We start from the raw sequence: 22745 nt of genomic DNA, 5'->3' as shown, positions 1-22745 counted from the left end.
CGTCTGCGGTCCGCCGTCCTCCAAGCGAATTGTTGCCTGCGTTACTCCAGTGAGTAATCGCCTTCAGTCAGTCTTGGATTCGACGAAACCGCTGACTGCCGCGTATCCATCACTGGCGTTATCGCTGACCCAACCCCAGGTTCCCTGGGAGGCACCGCTTACCCAATCCCAGCCCTGGCCGGCGCCATCTGCGGCGCCCTGAGCCAGATTGCCCACGAAGCGAGCCACGGCCGCCGGAGCGGCTGCGGGATCGATTCCGTCCAGGTCAACGGACGGCGTCATGGTGATTTCCGTTTGTGCAAACGGGGAGTCGATGACTCCGACGATCACCAGCTGGTCGCCCGCACTCCATTCGGCGGTCACATCGGCAGTTGAGTTTGCAACAGGTATGGCCGCGTCACCGTTGATGATCACGTAGGCCACGGGAGCATCCTCAGAGAAGGGAATAAAGGCTTCCAATTCCAGATTGCCATCCCACACCACCTCCGGCTCGATGCTGGAGCTGGCGATTCCGTGGACCAACAGACCATCCTGGCTCAACCTGCCCATTCCCTCAACAGCAATGGGCATCACATCCAGATTCAGCCAATCCCCTACCAGGCCGCTATCCACCGAGTGGCCGGCGCCCAACTCTATGTAGGCTTCGTCCAAATCGTCAGTCAGGACACCCTCGGCACGTAGCGCTGTGCGTTGCGGCAGGGCATCCAGAGCATCGGCCAGACCCTCGTCGAAAATCCCGTCGACAAAGGCTACCGGCCCGTTGTGTCGAATAGAAAGATTGCCAAGCAAGTAGACCAGCGGGTCCTCGGTATCGATCACCAGCGTGGCGTTCTGATCAGCCGGGATCGACAGGCCCAGGCTCCTGGCAGCGCCATCCGCGCCAGGCAACCGGGCTTCCATATCAAAGCCAGTGCCGAAACGGAAGATCAGGTATTGACGCTCCGGTAACAGATCGGCATCCACATATCCCAGGTGCTCACCGCGCTCCAGGCCGATGTCGGCCACGACCGGCTTGAGAAATTCGATATTATCGAAGATACCCAGGCTGGGGAAGGAAACTTCAGTAGTACCATGCAGGCGTTCGATCTCATTATTCTCGCCCAGTTCCAGGGCCACATCGGCGTTGGACAAGGGCAGATTACCTACAGGCAGGGCCAGCATCAGATCGTCCTGCAGCTCGATGTTGGTTCCGCTGGGCAGCAGATGATCCTGATCCTTGATGAAGTTCATCAGCGCACCGGTGCCAAACCTGGCCAGACCTGATGCCTGCTCAAAATCAACTTCCACGGAACAGACACCATCTTCACAATGCAGGCTATACTCGCGGGGATCGCTATCCGGCGGACTGGCTGCTGCTGCCACCTGAACGGTAGCCCCCAACAGAAGGGTAACTATAATCATTATGGGGATTAGTTTTGCAAACAAACGCATTTTTTCACCTCTTATTGTTAGAATTCGATCAAACCGCTACGATGGATTTACCAATCCTGGATCGGCGGGCGGCCACGGACCATCAGGTATTGCCCCAGCCTTTCCTGCAGCGTCTCACCATTCTGCATGATGGCAGCAAGCAGCTGTTCCGCCTGCTCCCGGGTCATGCGCTGACCTGGTGCCAGGCTGTTTCCTTCTTGCTGCTGTTCAGGTTGACCGGCACTTCGATTGTCCTGCTGATCCTGCTCTTCCTCACCTTCCTTAGATGACTCATCCTGCTGATTGGTTTCATCCGAGGGCTCGCCCTGCTGGTCCTGATTCTGCTCTTCCTGACCTTCCTCAGAGGATTCATCCTGCTGATCCTGGTTCCCTTCAGACGATTCGGACTGTTCTTCTTGTTCCGCTTCCTGGTCGCCCTCAGACTGATCCTCATTCTGTTGATCCTGCTCGCCATCGCTGTCTTGCGACTGATCGTTTTCCTGTTCGTCTTCGTTCTGGGACTGCTGGTCCTGATTCTCTTCCTGATTCTCCTGGTTTTCCTGCTCTTGTTCCTGCTCCTGCTGCTGTTGTTCCTGTTCCTGCAGCTTCTGAAGCGCCAGCTCCAGGTTGTATTTGGCGTCCTGGTCGTCAGGATTGCGCAGCAATGTCTGGCGATAGGAGTCGACCGCGGCCTGCCAGTCCTCCATGTTGAAGGAGCTGTTGCCCATGTTGAACAGGCTGTTGTGCGCCAACAGATCAGCCTCGGCAAGTTCCTGGGCTTGTTGCAGTTCGGCCAGCGCTTCCTCATACTTGCCCTGCCGATAGAGGGCATTTGCAGCATTGTAGTAGGGTTCGGCCAGTTCAGGCGCTTCTTGCGTTGCCGACTGGTAAGCAGCCAGCGCCTCTTCGTAGGCTTCCCTGGCGTAGGCTTCGTTGCCCGCCTGGGTCAGCTTCTGGGCCGACGGTGCACAGGCGGTAACCAACAGCGCCAGAGCCAGTGAAGAGACAATTAGTATCAATCGTGCCATCTTGCTGTTCCTTCGATAGTATCCAACAGTTCGGGAAAGCTGACAAAAACCAGCCAATCCCGAATGGTTCAGCCCGTCTGAGGCGCGGCAGTCGCGCCGGTGGTCGATGTCGCGTGCCCGGTCATTGCGGCACGGCTCTTGTCGCGGCGACGATCCGGGATCAGTTCGCCCGCCACCAGGGCCAGCAAAGCCAGAGCCAGGAATATCTGGTAGCGCTCGATGTAGCGAGTTTCCAGACGGCTCTCCAACTGAGCGTGCTGTAAGCCATCTATCTCCGCCAGCAGGGCATCCAGTTCCTGTCCGCTGGCCGTAGCCCGGTAATACTTGCCATTGCCAGTGCTGGCTACAGCTTGCAGGGTGCTTTCGTCCAGGCTGGACAGGGCCACGTTGCCCTGCGCATCGGTCCTGTAGCCGATGACCCGGCCATTCCGGTCGGTCTCCGGAACTGGCTCACCTTCCGGGGTGCCAAAGCCAATGGTATAGATCAATATGTTGGCATCGGTCGCCTCTTGAGCTGCGACGATGGGATCGGTCTCGACATCTTCGCCATCGGTCATCACAACGAGTACCTTCTGGCTGTCCAGCTTGTCGTCGAAGGCACGCATGGCAGTGCGAATGGCATCGCCGATCACCGTGCCCGGCCGCGAGATGAGCTTGGGTCCGGCGCTATCCAGATAGTTCAAGGCCGTGTTGTAGTCCGATGTCAAGGGCACCTGGAGAAAGCTGGCACCAGAGAAAAGCACCAGGCCTATCTCGTCACCTTCCAGGCGTTCGGTTAAATCAGCTATCTCCTGCTTGGCCCGGTCAAGCCGGTTGGGCTTGACATCCTCGGCCAGCATACTCTGTGACACGTCCAGCGCCACGATCACCTGCAAGCCCTCTTGCTTCACCTCTCGCACCTCGGCGCCCCACTGGGGGCGGGCAATCGACACGATCAACAGGGTGAGGGCGATCAGCCAGAGCGCTGTCCGCCAGCGGCGTCCGCGCCAGTTGACGTTGGATGAGAGACGCTCGATCAGGCTGGGATTACCCAGTGCCGCCAACGCCTGCTTGCGACGCCCGCTGGCCCAGGCCAGGAAGAGTCCTGCCAACGGCACCAGCAGCAGCGCTATCAGAAACTGGGGGTGTGCGAAGGTCATGGCACCCTCCTGAAGATCGTATTACGGAGCACGACCTCGGATAACATCAGGAACAGCGCGGGCACCAGCAACCAACCTGCCAGTTCCTGATAGAGATTGTAGACTTCTACCTCAACCTGGGATTTCTCCAGTTTGTTGATTTCGTCATAGATAGCCCTCAGACCTGAGGTATCTTCCGCCCGGTAGTATTTCCCACCGGTAATCCGGGCTACCTGGCGCAGGGTTTCCTCGTCGAGTTGGCTTTCCTGATAAACGATTTCCTTGCCAAACATACCCTGAACCGGTACGGGCACCTGTCCGAGCCGGCCGGCGCCGACGGTATACACTTTGATACCCATGGCCTTGGCAGCCTCAGCCGCCGTCAGCGGATCGATCTGACCCGAGTTGTTGACACCATCGGTTAGCAGAATGATGATCTGGCTCTTGGCCTCGCTGTTGGTCAACATGCCGGCCGCGTTGGCGATGCCAAGCCCGATAGCGGTGCCATCATCGATGCCAAGATCGGTGGCCAGCTCAACCTGGTCCAGGGAGCGGCGCAGCGCGTTTTTGTCCAGAGTCAGCGGCGCCTGGCTGAATGCTTCGGAGGCAAACACCACCAGACCCAAACGGTCGTAAGGGCGCTCGCCGATAAAATCATCGATCACCAGTTTTGAAGCTTCCAGCCGGTTGTTGGGCTGGAAATCCAATGATGCCATACTGCCAGAGATGTCCACCGCCAGAGCAATGTCAATGCCCTCACCGGTGATGGTTTCCTTGCCCTGCACCATCTGCGGTCGAGCCAGAGCGACGATCATCAGAGCAATCGCAGCCAGACGCATCACCAGTGTCAAGGGACGCCACGTCACCTTCCATGACCGGGAGAGTCCTTGCGCCAGATTGGTGGCGGCATGGGTGAGGGTAGCAGGCCGGTTTCGTGCCTGGACAACCCCTGCCCGGCCAGGCTTTCCACTGGACAGGGCGCGCAAAAGGAACAAAGGTATCACCAGCAACAAGACCAGGATCCAGGGTGCAGCGAATTGAAAGTTCATGCCACTACCACCTGTTTCTGGTGGGATCGTTGGGGAACGGTTTCGCCGCCACTTTCCTCGGGTACATCCATCGGCATGGTCCTCTCCACGATCAAACGGGCCTTGCCCAACAACTCCCTCGCATCGGCCACATCTGGGTCGAATTTGGAGAACTTGACCAGATCACTCTCGGCCAGGACGTCAACCAGCTCTCCTGCAATGTCCTGGGGCACCCGTCTGCCCGCCAGGCTCGCCCGGATCTCGGACGTGGTTCGCTCCAGCATGGGTACCTGGTAGCGGCGCTCGATATAAACCCGAATGATCTCTGAAACCAGGGTATAGTGCTCCTTGAACCTTCCTGTTTCGGGCAGGCGCAGCGCCTCCACATGATCCAGGCCCTCGAAAGCAATCTCGTGGGGCAGCCAGTTATCGACGGCAACAATCCCGCGTCGCCGCCACCAAAGGAAGAATCCGACGCCCATTGCCAGGACAGCGATCCCGGCGATCAGCCAGGGCCACACGCTCGCCAGCGAGAGGTCGGCCAACGGTTTGATGTCCCGCAGGGCGGTGTCACCCTCCTCCAGGACCGAAGCTATGGTTACCGAGGCAGGGGCGACACTAGCCTCGATCAAATTACCTGCGCCATCGGTGATGGTCAAAGGTAAGGCAGGCGTGCTGAAGTCGCCAGGCGCAAAGAGTCGAGCATCGATACGTTGACTGGTGGTCTCTGTGCCATCACCGTTATCGACGGTCACCGGCATAGATCGGGAGGCAATCGAAAAATCGCCCCAGACATCCGTTTTTTCGGGCATGATGACCAGATAGCCAGCGGGATGGGTAACTTCCAGCGTCAACTCAATGGGATCACCCACCGTCAACTGACCGGAGGGCACATTCAGTTCGACATCGATGGAATCACCTGTCTGCGCCATGGCCGGTCCTGTAACTGCCAGTACCAGCAGTATGACGAGCAGTGGTATGAAAAACAGTTTCTTGTTCATAGGTCGGTCCTATTTGACGACACGCATCACGGGTCGCGGGTTTAGCCGTCTCTCAGCGACGTATTCGGCGGGAACGGTCTTTGAAAAAGGCCGTCAGCGGCACGGCATAATCCAGGTCAGTGCTCACATCGATCCGATCCACCCCAGCCTGTCGCAAGGCTCGGGTTTTACCCAACTGCCGGCGAACCATGCGCTGCTGAAAGGCATTGCGCCAGGTCTTGCTTCCAGTGTCCACCCAGAGGATATCCCCTGTTTCCGGGTCTTCCAGTGCCAAAAGGCCAACATTGCCGATCTTATCGTCCAGCGGATCGTGCAGATCCACGGCGATGAGGTCGTGGCGCCGATTGGTAATGGCCAGCGTGCGGCGATAGGCCTCCGGGTCGGCCATGAAGTCAGAGACCAGGAAAATGATACCTCGCCGCTTGAGCAAACGGTTGACCGTATCGAGAGCCAGCTTGATATCGGTGCCGGTGCCCTCGGGCTTGAAAGCCAGCAGTTCGCGGATCAACCTCAGCACATGCTTTCGTCCCTTGCGTGGCGGGATAAAGAGCTCGACCTGGTCGGTGAAAATGAGCAGACCAACCTTGTCGTTGTTGGTGGTCGCCGCAAAGGAGAGTACCGCTGTCAATTCGGCTGCCAACTCCCTTTTGAAGCGTTCCACGGAACCGAAACTCTGGGAAGCACTGGCGTCCACCACCAGCATCACGGTTAGCTCGCGCTCCTCGACGTAGCGCTTCACATAGGGCTCTCCGGTTCGAGCTGTCACGTTCCAGTCGATGGTGCGAATCTCGTCGCCGATCTGATAGGGCCGCACTTCATCGAACTCGATGCCGCGGCCCTTAAATATCGAATGGTATTCGCCAGCATAGCTATCGTCGACCAATCGGCGGGTCTTGATCTCGATGCGACGGATCTTTTTCATCAATTCGTTGGATATCATGACCAACTCCCAGTCAATCGTTGACAGAAAAGGCTAAACGATGAACGACCTTTGCTTCCACAGGAACATCGTCCATCGCTGGCAACCTTAACATTCCTGGACCTACGGTACGTCGGTGTGGTCAAGGATACGACGCACAATGTGGTCGCTGGAGATGTCCTCCGCCTCGGCCTCATACGTGGTGATGATGCGGTGACGCAGGATATCGGGTGCGATCTGTTTGATATCCTCAGGGATGACAAAGCCACGTCCCTGCAGGAAAGCATGAGCCCGCGCGGCATGAACCATGTTGATGCTTGCCCGGGGTGACGCGCCGAAGGCGATCAGGGTATTCAGGTCACTCAGACCATTGCTGCCAGGATTACGAGTGACAAGAACCAGGTCCAGGACATAGTCCTTGATCTTCTCGTCTACGTAGATCTGGCGCACCATCTGGCGGGCCCGAAGGATATCCTGTGGATCAACCACCGGGTGAACAGTGGGCAAGGTAGCGCCGGTCATACGATCGATGATCAGGCGCTCCTCGTTCCGGTTGGGATAGTCCACCTTCACCTTGAGCATGAAACGATCGACCTGGGCCTCCGGCAGGGGATAGGTACCCTCCTGCTCGATGGGGTTCTGGGTCGCCAGGACCAGGAAAAGATCGTCCATCTTGAACGTCTCATCGCCAATAGTGACCTGGCGCTCCTGCATGGCCTCCAGCAGGGCACTCTGCACCTTGGCCGGCGCGCGGTTGATCTCGTCCGCCAGGATCAGGTTGGAAAAGATAGGCCCGGTATGGACGCTGAATTCACTGGTGCGCGGGTTGTAGATCTGCGTGCCGATCAGGTCGGCGGGCAGCAGGTCGGGCGTAAATTGAATTCGGGCGAAATCTCCCTGAATGGCCTGGGCCACCGTTTTGACCAGCAGTGTCTTGGCCAGGCCTGGCACACCTTCGAGGAGGATATGTCCATCGGCGAGCAGCGCTATGAGTACTCGCTCCACCAGCGCTTCCTGGCCCACCATAACTTTGTTGATCTCGGTCAGCAGGTCCTGAAGGAATACGGCCTGTTCTTTCACCTGGCTATTCAGTTCACGGACTGCCGCGTCGTTCAGGCCACTGGTGCCGTTCTGTGGCATGGCCACGGTGGCAGTTTCATTGCGAAAAGTAGGAAAGTTCATGGTTGGACTCCCTTGGAAGTGCAGGTTTTTTGTCAGTTGTTCGAAAGGTCGTTGGAAAAACGTTGCCAGGCTGTGGCGAAACGATCGCCCTTCGCTGGCAACAGATAATCATTGTCGGATAAGTGCCGCGTTTGGATAGCTTGTCAGGATTCAGGGACACCGAAAACGATTCCAGTGCAGAAACGCCTGGATTTTTCTTTCAGTATACCGCCTGGAGGCTACCGGGGCCTTAAAAGAAGTTTGTTTTTATCTTAAGGGAATCTTAAGGGAGGGGAGTGACGCCGCGAATTGCCCCGGTTTACAGAATGAAGTAGAATATCTGGTGATCATCGTTTCGAATCGATACCCTAACCCAGACAAGCCAGAGGAACGCTGATTACGCAGACCTTCGGCGCAGATTCACGCTGATCTTTTTTTTAAGGTACCAACGAAGCACGAAACGTGGCAGCGACTCTTCCTGGTGGATTAAAGATGAAAAAGCAACGACACATGAAACTTTCCGGCCTTGTCAGCTTGGTTCTGGTCATTGGATTGATTGCCAGTGGGTGTGCCCCCCCGGCACCGGCACCTGCAACAGAAGAGACACCAACTCCCGAAACGCTGCCTACCGAGGCGCCATCCGAGGAAAGCATGCCTGAAACAACCGACCCGCCGGCTGCCATCGCAGGCCAATGGCAGGGAAAAATCGTTTTGCCCGGCTTGGGCCTGGAGATCCTTGTCAACTTCGGCGAGGATAGCGGTACGATTGAGGGCACGATCGATATCCCGGCGCAGGGTGCCAGCGGGATCCCGCTGCACAGCATCCAGGCCGGCGATTCCACCCTCCACTTCGAAATGCTCGACGGCCCCCGGTTGGCTGTGTTCGACGGCGCGGTCCAGCCAGATGGCACCATCGAGGGCAGTTTCACCCAGGCCGGAGTCGAGGGCGACTTCGAGTTGGCCCGCCCGGAGCCGGTCTCTCAGGACCCGCTGCCCTACCTCGAGGAAGAGGTGGTCTTCGGGAACGACGACATCTCGCTGGCAGGCACCTTGACGTTGCCATCGGAAGGAGGCCCGTTCCCGGCCATGATCCTCATTTCCGGCAGTGGCCAGCAGAATCGCGACGAGGAGATCCCCCTGGCCCCCGGCTACAAACCCTTCCAGGAGATCGCCGATCACCTGACTCGCCAGGGCATTGCCGTGCTGCGCTACGACGACCGCGGGGTGGGCGATTCAACCGGGGATCCCACGCTGGCCACGTCGGCCGATTTCGCCGGGGATGCAGAAGCGGCGCTGGCCTATCTGCTGGGCCGGGAGGAGATCAGCAACGACCAGATCGGTCTCCTGGGCCACAGCGAAGGGGGTTTGATCGCTGCCATGATCGCCGCGCGCAACCCCCAGATCCACAATGTGATTTCCATGGCAGGGACAGCGGTCGATGGATACGAGACCATCGTCAAGCAGGTAGAGCGAGCGGTGCTCGCCGCCGGCGGCAGCCAGGAAGATGCCGCGGAGTCCGCCGGTCTTCAGCGCGAGGTGCTGGATCTGGTAGTCGCACAGGACTGGCCGACACTGCAAACGGTCCTTGAGAAAATTACAACGGAACAGTTGCAGGCACTGCCTGAAGAACAGAGAGCGACCCTGGGCAACCTGGAAGCGGTCGTTGCCCAACAAACCGCTGCTCAAATGCAGGCATTCCAGAGCCCGTGGTATCAGTTTTTCCTGAGCTACGATCCAGCCCGGGACTGGGCACAGGTAACCGTGCCTGTTCTGGGCCTCTATGGCGAATTGGACACGCAGGTCGATGCGACACAGAACACGTCGGCACTCCAGGCCGCCCTTGATCAGGCTGGCAACAGCGCTGTCACCATCCAGGTGCTGCCGACCGCCAACCACCTCTTCCAGGATGCTGTCACCGGCAGTGTCAACGAATATCCAATGCTCAAGACGGATCTGGTACCCGGCTTCCTGGAGTCAATCAGTAGCTGGCTGTTGGAAAACCGATAGTCAGGTGTCAGGTGCGAGGCACTTCCAGGTACCTTGCACCTCGGGTTTAATCACTGGGACTCCACCGTGCCAATGACGGTCGTGGATCCTTCAACCAACTCCCCTCGCCGCACCACGTAGGTTCGGATCACCCGCTCGGTGGGACAACAGGGGTCATCCTCGGGACCATGCTGGATCATGTCCACGGCAATGGCACCCTTGTCCATCATGATGCCATTGATCACCACATCTTCACCCAGCGTGGTGGTTGAAATATTGGCTGCCTCGCCGTCCTGGGTCGTCACCAGCGCCAGATCATAGATATCGTGCCCGGACGAGGTGGATGTTTTGAGAATAGGCGACGCGGCCTCTTCCCCATCAGCAAGCCCGAAATAGGCGATATCCTCGGTGAGTGTCACAACGACCTCACCACCGGTTCCCTCGACCCCTTCACCTCGATACACCCCATTCTCCAGAGGTGCTTCACCTGTAACAGTCCAGCTGGACATATAGGTCATGTTGGCCAGGGAATCCACGGTCAGCAATTGCGGCTGGCCTTCGAGCTCCTGAGACTGCGGTTCGGAAGCCCGGTACACCAGGATCCTGGCCCGGTCGGCGTTGCTGAGGACAAGCTGCTCATCCTGAATCTCGAAGAATACCACCAAGGGAAGCAGTGCCAGATAGCGGCTCTCCTGAACCATGATTCCTTGCGGTTCAAGACAGCCCATTTCGGTCGCCGCTGCGTCTCCGATGACCAAATGTTCCTCATCAGCCACGTAGGTGGCCGTATAGGTATTGCAGCCCGTGGTACCGGTCAGCGATCCATCCTTGCCAAAGACGGCTGTTACCGTGGTGCCCGCCAATACCTCGGTGTATTGACCTTCATTGTCGAACCCGAGCAATTCCCAAAGGGGCACGATCGATATCTGGTCATCAACCGGCGAGGCGCCGCTGGGCTCGGTGGGTTCGGGTGTTGGATCCGGGGGCGATCCGCAGGCGGACAGGATCAAGAGAAAAACCAGGATAAGAATTGCCACGCTGACAGCTTTTGAATAGTGCATGCGACCCATGGTGACCTTCCTCCGGGAGCGGGTGGATCCCCAAAACAGAATACGATCATCAAGGACGATGATGGGTTGGCAGATATGATAGCATGGCTACCCGCAAATGCAAAAGTTGTGCTACAATCAGCACAGGAAACAACTGTGGAAGTACTTCGGCACGCTTTGCGTCAGCATGACACCGACAAGGTCGATGTTTCGTAGTTTGTTCGGGCCGCCCATGGAAGAAGGCCCTGGGAAGATTTCACTGTCAGCCCAATTCTCGTTATACTTGTACGCGTACGCGAAAAGATGGTTAACCTGTCAGATGTCGGAGTTGTCTTCTCCAAGGCATTTTGAGGAGAGTTCTTATGAAGTGGGTAATTGGACTGTTTCCAGACCGAGCCAGCGCAGAGAATGGAATAGTCAGACTGAGAGCAACTGGCCTGCCCGAGGAAGATTTCAGCCTTCAGGACCGTACCACGCCCAGAGAGGATCTGGTGGAATGCACCCCCAGAGACAAAACACGATCGACGATGGTTTCCTTCACCATGCTGTCCACGTTCGTGTTTGGCGTCTTTGGTCTGATGGCGGGCCTGGGCACCATGGCGGCCACGGATGCCTCGCCTGCCTTTGCCATGGGAACATTGTTGGTTTTTCTCCTGATCGGCGGCGGCAACGGCCTGTTTATGGGTGCAGTCAAAGGGCGTTCTGACGCCGAAGAGGATATCCAAAATCTGCGCGAAGGCATAGTAGCGGGGAATCCCGAACTGATAGTGACGACCGACAAACCTGAGAAGGTCGAAGGCATAATGAAGAGCGAAAACGCCACTCAGGTGAACGTCTGCTCCGAGATACGGCCCATGGAGCTGCTGCCCGGTGTGGAGCAGTTGTCAGCAGGTTCGCCCGCCGCTACCCATTAGATCAGCAGCAAGTGTCATTCGTCTTCCAGAGTAGCCAGCCCTCGTTTGAGGGCCAAAATAGCTGCCTGGGTACGGTCGTTGGCCTGTAGTTTGCTGATGATGGTACTCACATAGTTCTTGACCGTGCCCTCGGCCAGATAGAGTTCCTCGGCGATTTCCCTGTTGCTTTTGCCCTGAGCCAGCAGCTGAAGGATTGCCTGTTCGCGTTCGGTAAGTTCCTCCAGCAGCGGATCCTCCCGGCGCGCCGTTGCGCGCGCTGCCGGACTCTGGTCCGAAAGGCGGCTGAACTCCTCCAGCACCTTGCCCGCCACCGCTGGATCAATGCGCACTTCCCCCTCAACCACCCCTCGAATAGCCGCCACGATTTCATCGCCGTCGCTATCCTTCAACAGATAGCCACTGGCGCCCGCCCTGATGGCATCAAAAACCCACTCATCCCCGTCGTAAGTCGTAAGCACAACGACTCTGACGCCGGGATAGCTGCGGGTGATCTCACGGGTGGCATGAATACCATTCAGGCGAGGCATCTTCAGGTCCATCAATACGACATCCGGTTCCAGCGCCGGCACCATATCCAATGTTTCCTGCCCGTCAGCTGCCTGTCCGGCGACCTTGATGCCGTCGGCATGGCGCAAGATGACACTCAACCCCTGGCGCACGATGTCCTGGTCGTCCGTGATGAGAACGCGGATAGTCGAGGATGAATCGTTTGTCATCGAGGATCGCCTCCTGCCAGGTCGGTCTCCAACGAGACTGTAGTACCCTGTTGCGGGGCACTGTCGATCGCCAGATTTACGCCGACCAGAGCGGCCCGCTCTGCCATCCCGGAAAGGCCATAACGATCCTGGGCCACCTTGTTCACGTCAAAACCGACACCATCGTCCTGGATCACCAGTCGCAGCCGGCTACCGTCGTCGATGATACCGAGATCGACAGTGGCATTGCTGGCCGCCGAATGCTGGTCGATATTAGCCAGCGCGGCCTCTGCCACCCGATAGAAGGTCTGCTCAGTAAGCGGGTCGAGGGCCTCGGCCTCCGCTATCTTGCAGGTTATGCTGATGCCGGTGCGCTCCGCCTGGCGCCGGCATAGCTGGCGCAGCGCCTCGGACAGGCCCAGGTCCTCAAGGGGTGTGGCTCGAAGGGAATCGATGGCCCTGCGAGATTCCTGCATGCCGCTTTTGGCGATAGCCTGGACCTGGTGCAGTTGGACCAACGCGGCGTCAGGATCGTGCACCATCAGTGTTTCGAGGGCCTGCAATTGCACGCCGAGACCGGACATGGCGTGAGCCAGTGTATCATGCAGATCTCGAGCCAACCGGTTTCGTTCCCGGCTCTCGGCCAACTGCTCAATGGTTGCTGCCCGTTGGGCCAATTTCCTGTTGGCTTCCTCCAGAGCACGCTGTTCGGCCTGCTGCGCCTCGACCAGCCATGTGACAACCAGGCCCAGAATGAAGACAGAAATCAGCTGTGTGCTACCGGCGAAGAGCAGATCAAAGCGCGCCTCCGGATCATGAAAGCCCAGCCACAATATCACCAAATCGACGGCAAGCAGGCAAGCCATGGCGATCCAGAAACCCCGTCTCCCATATTGTCGGGCAATCAGCACAACCGGAATCGTGAGCCACAACAACATGAACGTCGGACTCAGGATACCGCGGAAGCTGAACCGTCCCACCACCGACGGGTCCAACCACAGATGAAATGCCATCTGCTGAATCAAGGGAGCCAATAAAAACCAGGCCAGCACGATAGGCAGGAACCATTTCCCGAGCCAGCGCCGGGGTACGGGCCAGAAAACCAGGACCAAAAGAACCAGGGAATCAAACAGTGCCAAGGGTGCCAGAACGCCAATGTGGTCAAAAAGCAAGCGAGGGCCAAACATAAGCCCTCCCAACACAAAGACCAGGAATCTCAACGTGACCGTCAATTGAAGCACCTGCAGAACGCCGGGCGCCAGGTCATCGTCATTTTGGCGAGCCATCCTATCCGTTGGAGAATCGCTCATCAGGCTCAACCTGTGTGTAAGTGTATCGAACACGATCTCTCTTGCATTGCTCCATATCATACCCGAAGGTTAAGGTGAATTCAAATGAGATGCCTTGAGCCTAACAGAAAGAAACCCCGGGCGACAGTGCCTGGGGTCACTTGCAGATGTGACTGGCAGCATTCAGTTTCTGCCGCTCTGTCGCTCCAACAACTCCGCCAGCGCCAGCAGATCGTCCAGCCACTGAGTCACCTGGCTTGCAGTGACCTGAGGTGTGGGATGGCCGCGCAGCCAGATCCTGCCAGGCTGCAGGTACAACTCTCTAAATCCCGCACCCTGTTGATCGCCTAACAATCGCAGAATCTCCTGTCGATGCTCCTGCTCCGCCAGAAACCGCTGTATCCACGCAGGGTCCTCGGAGAAAACCTGTAGCTCGCCCATATCTCCCCCTTCGATCGGCACTGGCGGACAGTTAGCGCAGTCCAGCAGCGGCCTTCGCTCACCAATTGCAGCTCTCCCCTGGATGGATGCTGTCGCAGCCATATCCAGAAGCGCCCGCCGCAATCCCCTGGCCGGAAAATAGCTCATGGCAACCTGGCGATCGCGGATCCGCCCGTGATACTTCCGGCCGAATCCCAGGTGAGACTGGGCCGTCAACCCCCGGGAAGTCAACGCGGGATCCAGTGCCTGGCCTGCCTGGCGAAAGGAAACCACAGCATACACCGTCAGCCAAACGAGATAGGCGATACCAAGTACCCCGACGGCCACGGCAGCCAGGAGGTTTCGATCCTGGCTGCCCGCGTCGGGAAATGGTGCGGGCAGTGGCAGCCCCACAAGTACTGATGCGACAAAGAGCAGCACCACCGCAGGAGCAAGTATCAAAAACAGGAAACGCATGTGGGCACCTGCCGCAGCAAAATCATGGCAACTCCTCGCTCATCACATCCCGATGGTGCCAATCCTCTTCGTAGAGACTGAAATGCAGGTTTTGCGCCGGGTGTGCGGCTATCACATCTTCGTGCACTGTCACACCAAAGCCTGGTCCGTCGGGCAGGGAGAAATAGCCGTCGACCACCGGCGGCACTCCCGACGCCGACTGGTTCACACAGGGCGCGTCGAAATCGTTGAAGTTCTCCTGGATCATGAAATTGGTGGTGCAGGCTGCGAAGTGCAGGGCAGCAGCCGTGGCTACAGGCCCGGCCACGTTGTGAGGCGCCACCAGCACATAGTAGATGTCGGCCCAGGCCGCGACCTTGCGAAGGTTGAGCAAGCCACCGAAGTGAGTCATGTCGGCCTGGATGATATCAGCCGCCTGCAGCTCAAAGAGCTCACGATACTCATGCAGGGTGTGAATCCGCTCGCCCGTTGCCACCGGAACGCCCAGGGGAGCCACGGCATCGGAGAACTTTTTGAGCGCCTTGAGGTTCTCCGGCGGGATCGGTTCCTCGTACCAACCGGGGTCAAACGGTTTGAGTTCCCCTGCGATATCGACTGCCCCGCTGGGGGTGAAACGCCCATGCATCTCGATCAGCAGTTCCACGTCTGGGCCGACGGCATCGCGGACCGCCTCCACCAGCGCTACCGATTCGAGTTTTTCGCTGCGGGCGAACTCAAAGAAATTGGCGCCAAATGGATCGAACTTCAGCGCTCTATATCCCCTGGCAACTGCCCGTTTGGCCGCATCATGAAAGGCCTGGGGCGTGCGCTCCACCCGATACCAGCCATTGGCGTAGGCCTTGATCCTGTCCCGTACTGCGCCCCCCAGCAGCCGGTAGACCGGCTGGCCCAGCGCCTTGCCCATGATGTCCCAACAGGCCAGTTCGATCAGGGCGATGCCGGTCATGGTGACCTCGCCGGCGCGGCCGTAGTCCTCCCGATACATGCGTTGCACCAGCAACTCGATATCAAAGGGATCGTGGCCGATAACGTAACGGGGAACTGCTTCCGCCAGGTAGCCCTGCATGGTGCGATCCTTGTTGATCACGCGGGCATCCGCATAGCCGGCGATGCCTTCATCGGTTTCCACCTTGACAAAGGTAAGATTGCGCCAGTTGGTGCCCAGCACCATGGGCGTCACCCTGGTTATTCGCATTGCCTATCTCCCTGTACTCTAATGGGTCGCAGCAACTTTCGCCTACCGGTGAGCCGGAAAATGTCCAAAGTTCAACACCATTATACGCAGACCGGGGTGCCTCTGGAAACGGTTGCCACTTTGGCCTGTCCAAGGGACGGAACTCATTGAAGCTCCAGAGGGAACGAGCTACCACGATCTCTTGAATGCAATGCCGTTGCGGTGTCCGGTTCCGGAAAGGTCGAATGGCCGAAGCAATCTCGTACAAGATCTGGGCGGCAAACACCGTCGTTACGCCCACAGTGAGAGACTGCCACGGCGATCTCGCAAACGGCTCGGCTGGCTCACGGTGACAAGGCACAGGTGCGTTCCTCTGAGACTCTGGCACTCCGATACTCTGATACCCTGCCACGCCATCCCCGAGTTCGATCGAGTCCCAGATTCGCCCATTTCGCGAAAGCGTGATACTATCCCGCCCTGGAATGATCCTTCGGGGTCAACAACGGTAACGATATCTAGATTTCAATGCTCCGGATGGTTGCCCGCCTCAGTTTGGTCGGGCGTTTTTGTTGCAGACAGAAGGCTCTTGCTTGTGGGATGGGTCGGCTGTTGACAGACAACAGGGAGACAACCCGCGAGGGTTATCCGACTCAGGGGATTGACAAAAAAACACAAGTAGGAGTAGATTGTGACAAACGAATTTCACGCGTTGAACCTGCATCCACAGCTGGTGCAGACAGTATCTGAGTTGGGCTACACTTCCCCGACTCCCATCCAGGCGGCCGTGATTCCCGTCATGCTGGCCGGCCAGGATATCATCGGCCAGGCCCAAACGGGTACCGGCAAAACCGCCGCTTTTGCATTACCCATTCTCAACAATCTTTCGCCAAACGGAAACAGCGTGCAGTGCCTCGTGTTGGCGCCAACACGCGAATTGGCCATGCAAGTGGCCAAAGCGATGCATGGCTATGGACGCCAGCAAGGTGTAGGCGTGCTGCCGGTTTACGGCGGCCAGCCCTATGGCAGGCAAATCAGTCGTCTTAGAAAGGGAGTGGACATTGTCGTAGGCACCCCCGGGCGCCTGCTGGACCTGATCAACAAGGGTGTACTTGACTTGAGCCAGGTCAAGACGGTCGTCCTGGACGAGGCCGACGAGATGCTCAGCATGGGTTTCATCGAGGACATCGAGGAAATCCTCAGCGCGACACCGCCAATCCGGCAAACAGCCCTCTTCTCGGCGACCATGCCGGCGGCGATTCGTCACCTGGCAAATCGCTACATGACCGACCCACAGGTCATCAGCATTGAGCGCCAGCAACGCACGGTGGACACCGTCGATCAGCGCCATTACCTGGTCAACGAACGAGACAAGACGGCTGCACTGACTCGAGTTTTCGAGATCGAACCGGTCGAAAGCGCCTTGATTTTCTGCCGCACGCGGGCCCGTACCGGCACGCTGGCCAACGAGCTTACGATTCGGGGTTTCCCGGCCGAAGCACTGAACGGCGACATGAGCCAGGATGCCCGGGAACGAGTCCTGAACCGCTTCCGCCGCAAGCAGATCAAGGTATTGGTCGCAACCGATGTGGCCGCCCGCGGGCTGGACATCGACGACATTTCCCACGTGTTCAACTTTGATTTCCCGCCAGATCCCGAGATCTATGTCCATCGGATCGGGCGCACAGGCCGGGCTGGAAAATCGGGTGTTGCCCTTTCACTGGTCACCCCGAGCGAACTGTGGCGCATGGGAAGAACCGAAAGATACACCCGGCAGAAAATCGCCCGCGCCGAGTTACCGACGATCGAGGAGATTCAGAAACACCGGGAAAAGGCTTTGATAGAGAGCATTCAGGTCTGGCTTCGGCGAGACCGCTGCCGCCGGGAGCGTGAAATCGTGACCGAACTGGCAGCCCAGGGAGTTGATCCTATCGACATCGCCGCCGTCGCGTTGAAAATGGCTCGCGGCGAGGAAAAGCAACGTCCTATCGCCCCTATCGGCCAGGCCCGGAAAAAACAACCAAAGCAGTCATGGCGTGCTGACAACCGTGCAGGCAGGTCAAAGGACCGAGGCCGACGCAATGGGTCGACCAACAATGGATCCCATCGCAAAGGGTCTCATGAACAGGGCATGGTACGGTTGACACTCAGCAAGGGCCGCTCGGATGGCCTGCGGGTCAACCATGTGGTTGGCACACTGGCCCATTTCGCAGATATCCCCGGCCACACCCTGGGCAAGATCAGCATACAGGACCACCATACGCTGGTCGACGTGCCAGAGAAACTGGTGGAGCAGGTCCTGGCCAAGAGCGGCGCCTACCGGTTCGGCAGGTATTCCCTGGACATCGAACGGGCGTAGTTGGAAAATCGGCTCGTTCAATAGAAACGAATGTTCAAGAAAACAAGTCCACCCTCGCGGGCGGACTTGTTTGATTCTTGGGAATGGTGACCGTCGTCGATCCTACGGGGAACCAGTTCCCTCCGTTCCGTACAGAAGATCGGATACTCGCTGCTCGATGACCTCTGGCTCCATGTTGCCAGACTGGCCAAAGAATTCTGTCAGGGCCGCTTCGGCCGCTGCCATGTCGCCACCGTTAGCAGAGATGATCTCCGCCAGCGTCGCACCCTCAGTTGTTTGCTCTTGCAAGGCCTCCAGGGCGATGCCACTGGCCTCACTGATGATATCCATAAAGCGGGCCGGGCCGAAACGATCGGGCGCAACCTGAAGATCAGCCTCGTCGAGCTCACCAGTCTTGACCTGCAGTTCCCGAATCAACGTGTTGATCAGCATGCGCTCACCGAAGGCCACCATGGGGTCCACACCGCTGCCAAACCGTTCGGCAATGGCTGTCTGACGAGCTTCAGGACTCTGTCCAAAGAAATCACCGCCGCCCGGTCTGCCACCCGGCAAACCACCGCCGCCAGGCCCACCGCCTGGCAAGCCGCCTTCTGCACCTTCGCCACCGCCAAAACCGCCGCGCCCGAATGCGCCGCCGCGTTCCTCCGTAAAGGCCGTTACATCCTCCGACGTCAGCGCCATGGCGACGATTGCCTCGATCTGCTCAGGTCCCATTGTGTCCTGAATCTGGTTGAGAACCGCTGAAAGTTCGGCCTTGGCCGCAGAATCGCTGGTGCTCAAGCCCTGATAGGCCTGCCAGAGGGGCAGTATCTCGCCGGCTACAGATTCATCGATTGCCAGATCGCCATCTCCCAGTTCCACCGAGCCCAGGGCCAACTGGAGAGAAACGGGCAAGGCGTCGGCGTGATCTTCGTTTAAGCGGACCTTGTCGCTCTCAACATTGGCAGCAGGTGCCGGTGCAGCCGCCGACGTCGTCTCGCCTGAACTTTCCTCCGGGCCACCTGCACCGCAGGCAGCCAGCGCCAGCATGGCTACCAGCATAAGGGATAATATCGTAGTTCGTTTCATCATATTTTGTACTCCAATTAAATTCTCAATTGTTGATTGTCGATAGTCAATGGTCAACCGTTGACGATTGATCATTATTCATGTCTCAGCGCTTCGATCGGATCCAACTGCGCTGCCTTGTTGGCCGGGTAGAATCCGAAGAAAACACCCACAGCGGCCGCCGAGCCAAAGGCCAGCAGAATCGACGCCGGCACGATCACCGTGCGCATGTCTCCGGTAGCGCCGAATAACCACGAACCACCCACACCGACGATCACGCCGATCACGCCACCCACCAGGCTGAGCATCAGGGCTTCGGTCAAAAACTGCCAGCGAATGTCGTTGGGCGTGGCACCCACCGATTGGCGGATGCCGATCTCGCGGGTACGTTCCGTCACGCTGACCAGCATGATGTTCATGATGCCGATGCCGCCGACAATGAGAGAGACCGCGGCAACCCAGGCCAGCAGGTTACGAAAGGCTTCCGTTGTCGCACTCTGGGTGTCGATGATATCCTGCTGAGTCTGAATCGTGACCGGTAGTTCCTCGACCGAGATGCCCTTGCTGGTGGCCAGCTTGAGCTGGATCTGGGTAATGACCTGCTCCATGTCAGCGTCCTCATCGATCTGGGCATAGATGATGCGGACCCGATCGCCTATGAAACGAGCAAACTGGCTGGGCATGAACTTATCAAACACAACCGTGATCGGGGCGTAAAGCTGGGAATCGAAATCGGTGTTGCCCACGATGCCCTTTTCATCGGCGACACCGATCACCGTAAGCCGGGTCGTGTCGATGGTAACTTGCTGTCCAATAGGGTCGCCATCGCCAAACAGTTCCTCTGCCAGCGAAGCGCCCAAGATGGCCACTTTTGCCTTGCGTTCTAATTCTACCTCGTTGAAAAACCGTCCCCGGGCGATATCCACATCGCGCACCGATGGAAAATCGGGTGTGGTGCCCATCACCGGCACATCGGTCAAGCTCGTTCCATCGGCCTTGACTGTCTTGCCGGTGGTCTGGTCGACTACAGTGCCCACCACACCAGGCACACTCTCCACGACCGCGGTGTCATCGTAGACCAGCATCGGCCCTGAATCGCCGCTCCCCGGTCTGCCTCGCCCAAAGGATGCCTGAATGAACGCCAGGTTGGCGCCCAGCCCCTGGATCTGTTCGGCAATGGTGGCCTCGGTGCCGGCACTGATAGAGATCATGATGATGACCGCAGCCACACCGATGATCACGCCCAACATGGTCAACAGCGAGCGCACCTTGTTGCGGGCAATTCCTTCCCAGGCAATTCGCAGGATCTCGGCAGGACTGATCAGCCCCCCGGCCGACTCTACCACTGCCGCCTGATCGCCAGAAACGGGCACTGGCAACGGTTGCGTTGTATCGTGCGTGCTCATCGCGCATCTCCCGGCATCCGGCCATCGGGAGAAACCTGTCCATCCACCAGGACGATGGAGCGCTCCGTCTGCTCGGCAACGTACTGTTCGTGGGTGACCATCACAATGGTGCGACCCAGACCATGCAATTGGTGTAAAATGGTCATTATCTCTTCACCCGTCCTGGTATCCAGGTTTCCTGTGGGTTCATCGGCCATGAGCAATGCAGGATCATTCACCAGGGCACGAGCAATGGCAACACGTTGTCGTTGGCCGCCCGAAAGCTCATTGGGATCATGGTGCATACGATCCGCCAAACCGACTGCTTCCAATGCGGCAACAGCTTTCTCTTCCCGTTCTGCAGGTGAAAGCTTGCCGTTGCGGCGGTAGACAAGAGGCAACATCACATTGCGCAGTGCGCTGGTGCGGGACAGCAGGTTAAACGATTGAAAAATGAAACCAATTTTGCTGCCGCGAATGTGAGCAAGCTGCACCTTGTCGAGATGGCTGACGTCTACACCGTCGAGCACATAGTCCCCTTCGGTGGGGCGATCCAGACAACCCAGAATGTTCATCAGGGTACTCTTGCCCGATCCCGATGGTCCCATGACGGCCACAAATTCGCCCGGATCAATGTGTAGATCGACCCCGTTCAGGGCTCTTACCTCGATGTCGCCCATGGTGTAGATTTTGTGCAGGTTTTTTGCTTCGATAATGGGAAAAGACTGTGTCATAGTGTTATCTTTTTTGGCAGCTACTGCGTCCGTATGATCCCGGTGGAGACCACATCGCCCCGCTCGAGACCGGAAACGATCTCAGCGAAGGTGAAATCCATCAGTCCCACCTCTACCATCTGCAGTTTCGGCTCACCATTTTCCATGACGAAAACCGCAAACTGACCAGGGGTAATCTCCCGCAGCGCTTCGACGGGCACCAACATGGCATTATTGGCTCGGCCACCGATGACCTCCACGGTTGCATTCAGGCCAATGGGCAGAACCAGGGGTTTGGCAAAGGAGGCTTCATCGAGGCGTACCAGCGCCCGCACCACGGTGGTGCCACTCTCCGTTGCCAGCGATGGATCCACCTGAACCACGGTGCCGACAAACGTGTCATCCGGGAAAGCGTCAAACACCACGTCGACCTCGAAGCCGGTTGCCACCTTGTCCAGGTCTGTCTCGTCCAGGAATATCTCCAGCAGAGGCTGCCCAAGATCGGCCAGGTGAATGAAGGCACTGCTTCCGACATTTTCGCCAACTTGCGAGTCCAGGCTGGTGACAACGCCTTCAAAGGGTGCGATAAGCTCTGTATCGGCCAATGTGTTGTCAGCAGAATCCAGATTCTTCTGCGCTTGATCCACGCTCAGTTGAGCCAGCTCGATGTCGAGAACGCCGGTACCCTCCATCAGCGAGTCGAGCTGGGCCTGGGCCAGATCAACCTTGGCCTGCGCGGCGGCCAGCTGTTGCCCGGTAGGCCCTTCCTGCAGAGCATCCAGGGTAGCTTGAGCCTGGGACACCTGCGCCCGCGAAGACGAAATCTGGTCAGCGCTGGCCCCGGCCGCCTGGGCGTCATAGTTGGATTTGGCCTTGTCAAAAGCGATGGTGGCCTCCTGCAAGGCAACGGATTGCTGCAACTGCCCAATATCCGAACGCCAGGCAACCTTATCGTAATCAGACTGCGCCTGCTGAACGGCGATTTCAGCCAGAGCCAGCTCAGCCCGGGCGCCGGCCATATCATCATCGGCCGGACCGGACAACAGATCATTCAGGGTTTGTTGGGCGCTAAGCAGATTCTGTTGGGCCGCCGCCAGTTCTTCATTGGTCGCGGGCGTCAGGAGGGACTCCTGATCAGCCAACGCAGATACCAGGCTGGACTGGGCGGAAGCCAGATCAGCGGTTCCGGGGTCTTCCAGCAGTTTTTCCAGTTGCAACTCGGCAGTACGCAGGTTGATCCCGGCCTGTTCCACTTGCAGTTGCGACTCGGTGTCGTCGACCCGGGCCAGGATATCGCCTGCCTTCACCTGGTCTCCCACCTGAACGAGCAGTTCCGAGAGAATGCCACCAGAGCGGAAACCGAGATTGGTTTCGGTGACGGGAATCACCGTGCCGGCACCCGTGGCAGAGACAACCAGTTCACCCTGCCGGACCGTCGCGGTCTGAATCGGCGGCTCCTCCGGCTCCTGGGCAACCACGTAGACTTCGTTGTAGTAATAATAACCACCGATCGCAACAGCGATGATGCCAATAGTCAGCAAAACGATGATCAGTTTGCGCGACATGCGGGTTGTT

At 58.1% G+C, this 22745-nt stretch carries 19 protein-coding genes; 3 read left to right on the top strand and 16 right to left on the bottom strand.

What is annotated here, in order from left to right; translation table 11 throughout:
• Positions 1–63: 63 nt before the first annotated feature.
• The 7 genes from U9R25_11495 to U9R25_11465 form a co-directional block, all read right to left on the bottom strand.
• Complete coding sequence (locus U9R25_11495; GenBank protein MEA3336527.1) at positions 64–1401, bottom strand: hypothetical protein; 1338 nt, start codon at positions 1399–1401, stop codon at positions 64–66.
• A 77-nt stretch (positions 1402–1478) separates the two neighbouring features.
• Complete coding sequence (locus U9R25_11490) at positions 1479–2438, bottom strand: tetratricopeptide repeat protein (protein ID MEA3336526.1); 960 nt, start codon at positions 2436–2438, stop codon at positions 1479–1481.
• A gap of 68 nt (positions 2439–2506) precedes the next feature.
• Positions 2507–3577 carry a VWA domain-containing protein gene (locus U9R25_11485; GenBank protein ID MEA3336525.1) on the bottom strand — a complete coding sequence of 357 codons (1071 nt, stop codon included), beginning with the start codon at positions 3575–3577 and terminating at the stop codon, positions 2507–2509.
• Positions 3574–4605, bottom strand: coding sequence for a VWA domain-containing protein (locus tag U9R25_11480; protein ID MEA3336524.1), 1032 nt, complete (start codon positions 4603–4605; stop codon positions 3574–3576). Before U9R25_11480 ends, U9R25_11485 begins: the two co-directional genes overlap by 4 nt.
• On the bottom strand, positions 4602–5585 hold the full coding sequence (locus U9R25_11475; protein MEA3336523.1) for a hypothetical protein: 984 nt from the start codon (positions 5583–5585) through the stop codon (positions 4602–4604). Before U9R25_11475 ends, U9R25_11480 begins: the two co-directional genes overlap by 4 nt.
• A 52-nt stretch (positions 5586–5637) precedes the next feature.
• Positions 5638–6525 (bottom strand): DUF58 domain-containing protein, encoded by an 888-nt coding sequence (locus U9R25_11470; GenBank protein MEA3336522.1) that lies wholly within the window; start codon positions 6523–6525, stop codon positions 5638–5640.
• A 102-nt stretch (positions 6526–6627) separates the two neighbouring features.
• The gene (locus U9R25_11465; GenBank protein MEA3336521.1) at positions 6628–7644 is read right to left on the bottom strand and encodes a MoxR family ATPase; all 1017 of its coding nucleotides are present in this window, start codon (positions 7642–7644) and stop codon (positions 6628–6630) included.
• Positions 7645–8157: 513 nt separating this feature from the next.
• Here U9R25_11465 and U9R25_11460 point away from each other — a divergent pair.
• Positions 8158–9672 (top strand): alpha/beta fold hydrolase, encoded by a 1515-nt coding sequence (locus tag U9R25_11460; protein MEA3336520.1) that lies wholly within the window; start codon positions 8158–8160, stop codon positions 9670–9672.
• 50 nt (positions 9673–9722) lie between these two features.
• Here the strand turns inward: U9R25_11460 and U9R25_11455 are convergent, their stop codons facing one another.
• Complete coding sequence (locus tag U9R25_11455) at positions 9723–10721, bottom strand: META domain-containing protein (GenBank protein MEA3336519.1); 999 nt, start codon at positions 10719–10721, stop codon at positions 9723–9725.
• A gap of 341 nt (positions 10722–11062) precedes the next feature.
• Here U9R25_11455 and U9R25_11450 point away from each other — a divergent pair, with 341 nt between their 5' ends.
• The gene (locus U9R25_11450; protein ID MEA3336518.1) at positions 11063–11614 is read left to right on the top strand and encodes a hypothetical protein; all 552 of its coding nucleotides are present in this window, start codon (positions 11063–11065) and stop codon (positions 11612–11614) included.
• A gap of 14 nt (positions 11615–11628) precedes the next feature.
• On the opposite strand, the gene U9R25_11445 is transcribed toward U9R25_11450, so the two are convergent.
• The 4 genes from U9R25_11445 to U9R25_11430 all read right to left on the bottom strand — a co-directional run bounded on the left by U9R25_11445 (position 11629) and on the right by U9R25_11430 (position 15690).
• Positions 11629–12330 carry a response regulator transcription factor gene (locus U9R25_11445; GenBank protein ID MEA3336517.1) on the bottom strand — a complete coding sequence of 234 codons (702 nt, stop codon included), beginning with the start codon at positions 12328–12330 and terminating at the stop codon, positions 11629–11631.
• Complete coding sequence (locus tag U9R25_11440; GenBank protein MEA3336516.1) at positions 12327–13619, bottom strand: sensor histidine kinase; 1293 nt, start codon at positions 13617–13619, stop codon at positions 12327–12329. The genes U9R25_11445 and U9R25_11440 overlap by 4 nt, the downstream gene beginning before the upstream one ends.
• Before the next feature lie 162 nt (positions 13620–13781).
• Complete coding sequence (locus U9R25_11435; protein MEA3336515.1) at positions 13782–14495, bottom strand: hypothetical protein; 714 nt, start codon at positions 14493–14495, stop codon at positions 13782–13784.
• Between the two features lie 22 nt (positions 14496–14517).
• On the bottom strand, positions 14518–15690 hold the full coding sequence (locus U9R25_11430; protein MEA3336514.1) for a mandelate racemase/muconate lactonizing enzyme family protein: 1173 nt from the start codon (positions 15688–15690) through the stop codon (positions 14518–14520).
• A gap of 667 nt (positions 15691–16357) precedes the next feature.
• Here U9R25_11430 and U9R25_11425 point away from each other — a divergent pair.
• Positions 16358–18025: a DEAD/DEAH box helicase gene (locus U9R25_11425; protein MEA3336513.1), complete on the top strand. Its 1668-nt coding sequence runs from the start codon at positions 16358–16360 to the stop codon at positions 18023–18025.
• A 102-nt stretch (positions 18026–18127) separates the two neighbouring features.
• Here U9R25_11425 and U9R25_11420 read toward each other — a convergent pair whose 3' ends face one another.
• The 4 genes from U9R25_11420 to U9R25_11405 form a co-directional block, all read right to left on the bottom strand.
• Positions 18128–19096: a hypothetical protein gene (locus U9R25_11420; protein MEA3336512.1), complete on the bottom strand. Its 969-nt coding sequence runs from the start codon at positions 19094–19096 to the stop codon at positions 18128–18130.
• Positions 19097–19167: 71 nt separating this feature from the next.
• Positions 19168–20478: an ABC transporter permease gene (locus U9R25_11415; GenBank protein MEA3336511.1), complete on the bottom strand. Its 1311-nt coding sequence runs from the start codon at positions 20476–20478 to the stop codon at positions 19168–19170.
• Positions 20475–21191 (bottom strand): ABC transporter ATP-binding protein, encoded by a 717-nt coding sequence (locus tag U9R25_11410; GenBank protein MEA3336510.1) that lies wholly within the window; start codon positions 21189–21191, stop codon positions 20475–20477. The genes U9R25_11415 and U9R25_11410 overlap by 4 nt, the downstream gene beginning before the upstream one ends.
• A gap of 20 nt (positions 21192–21211) precedes the next feature.
• Positions 21212–22735: an efflux RND transporter periplasmic adaptor subunit gene (locus U9R25_11405; protein MEA3336509.1), complete on the bottom strand. Its 1524-nt coding sequence runs from the start codon at positions 22733–22735 to the stop codon at positions 21212–21214.
• Between the last annotated feature and the right edge of the window lie 10 nt (positions 22736–22745).

The sequence above is a fragment of the Chloroflexota bacterium genome (assembly GCA_034717495.1).
Lineage (GTDB): Bacteria > Chloroflexota > Anaerolineae > JAAEKA01 > JAAEKA01 > JAYELL01.
This window is presented reverse-complemented; position numbering and strand designations above follow the sequence as displayed.

Excerpts from the sequence above, each read along its gene's own strand:
- U9R25_11470 (MEA3336522.1), bottom strand. The coding sequence starts at position 6,525 with ATGATATCCAACGAATTGATGAAAAAGATCCGTCGCATCGAGATCAAG.
- U9R25_11480 (MEA3336524.1), bottom strand. The coding sequence starts at position 4,605 with ATGAACTTTCAATTCGCTGCACCCTGGATCCTGGTCTTGTTGCTGGTG.
- U9R25_11430 (MEA3336514.1), bottom strand. The coding sequence starts at position 15,690 with ATGCGAATAACCAGGGTGACGCCCATGGTGCTGGGCACCAACTGGCGC.
- U9R25_11455 (MEA3336519.1), bottom strand. The coding sequence starts at position 10,721 with ATGGGTCGCATGCACTATTCAAAAGCTGTCAGCGTGGCAATTCTTATC.
- U9R25_11415 (MEA3336511.1), bottom strand. The coding sequence starts at position 20,478 with ATGAGCACGCACGATACAACGCAACCGTTGCCAGTGCCCGTTTCTGGC.
- U9R25_11460 (MEA3336520.1), top strand. The coding sequence starts at position 8,158 with ATGAAAAAGCAACGACACATGAAACTTTCCGGCCTTGTCAGCTTGGTT.
- U9R25_11405 (MEA3336509.1), bottom strand. The coding sequence starts at position 22,735 with ATGTCGCGCAAACTGATCATCGTTTTGCTGACTATTGGCATCATCGCT.
- U9R25_11490 (MEA3336526.1), bottom strand. The coding sequence starts at position 2,438 with ATGGCACGATTGATACTAATTGTCTCTTCACTGGCTCTGGCGCTGTTG.
- U9R25_11410 (MEA3336510.1), bottom strand. The coding sequence starts at position 21,191 with ATGACACAGTCTTTTCCCATTATCGAAGCAAAAAACCTGCACAAAATC.
- U9R25_11475 (MEA3336523.1), bottom strand. The coding sequence starts at position 5,585 with ATGAACAAGAAACTGTTTTTCATACCACTGCTCGTCATACTGCTGGTA.
- U9R25_11420 (MEA3336512.1), bottom strand. The coding sequence starts at position 19,096 with ATGATGAAACGAACTACGATATTATCCCTTATGCTGGTAGCCATGCTG.
- U9R25_11450 (MEA3336518.1), top strand. The coding sequence starts at position 11,063 with ATGAAGTGGGTAATTGGACTGTTTCCAGACCGAGCCAGCGCAGAGAAT.
- U9R25_11495 (MEA3336527.1), bottom strand. The coding sequence starts at position 1,401 with ATGATTATAGTTACCCTTCTGTTGGGGGCTACCGTTCAGGTGGCAGCA.
- U9R25_11485 (MEA3336525.1), bottom strand. The coding sequence starts at position 3,577 with ATGACCTTCGCACACCCCCAGTTTCTGATAGCGCTGCTGCTGGTGCCG.
- U9R25_11445 (MEA3336517.1), bottom strand. The coding sequence starts at position 12,330 with ATGACAAACGATTCATCCTCGACTATCCGCGTTCTCATCACGGACGAC.
- U9R25_11435 (MEA3336515.1), bottom strand. The coding sequence starts at position 14,495 with ATGCGTTTCCTGTTTTTGATACTTGCTCCTGCGGTGGTGCTGCTCTTT.
- U9R25_11465 (MEA3336521.1), bottom strand. The coding sequence starts at position 7,644 with ATGCCACAGAACGGCACCAGTGGCCTGAACGACGCGGCAGTCCGTGAA.
- U9R25_11440 (MEA3336516.1), bottom strand. The coding sequence starts at position 13,619 with ATGAGCGATTCTCCAACGGATAGGATGGCTCGCCAAAATGACGATGAC.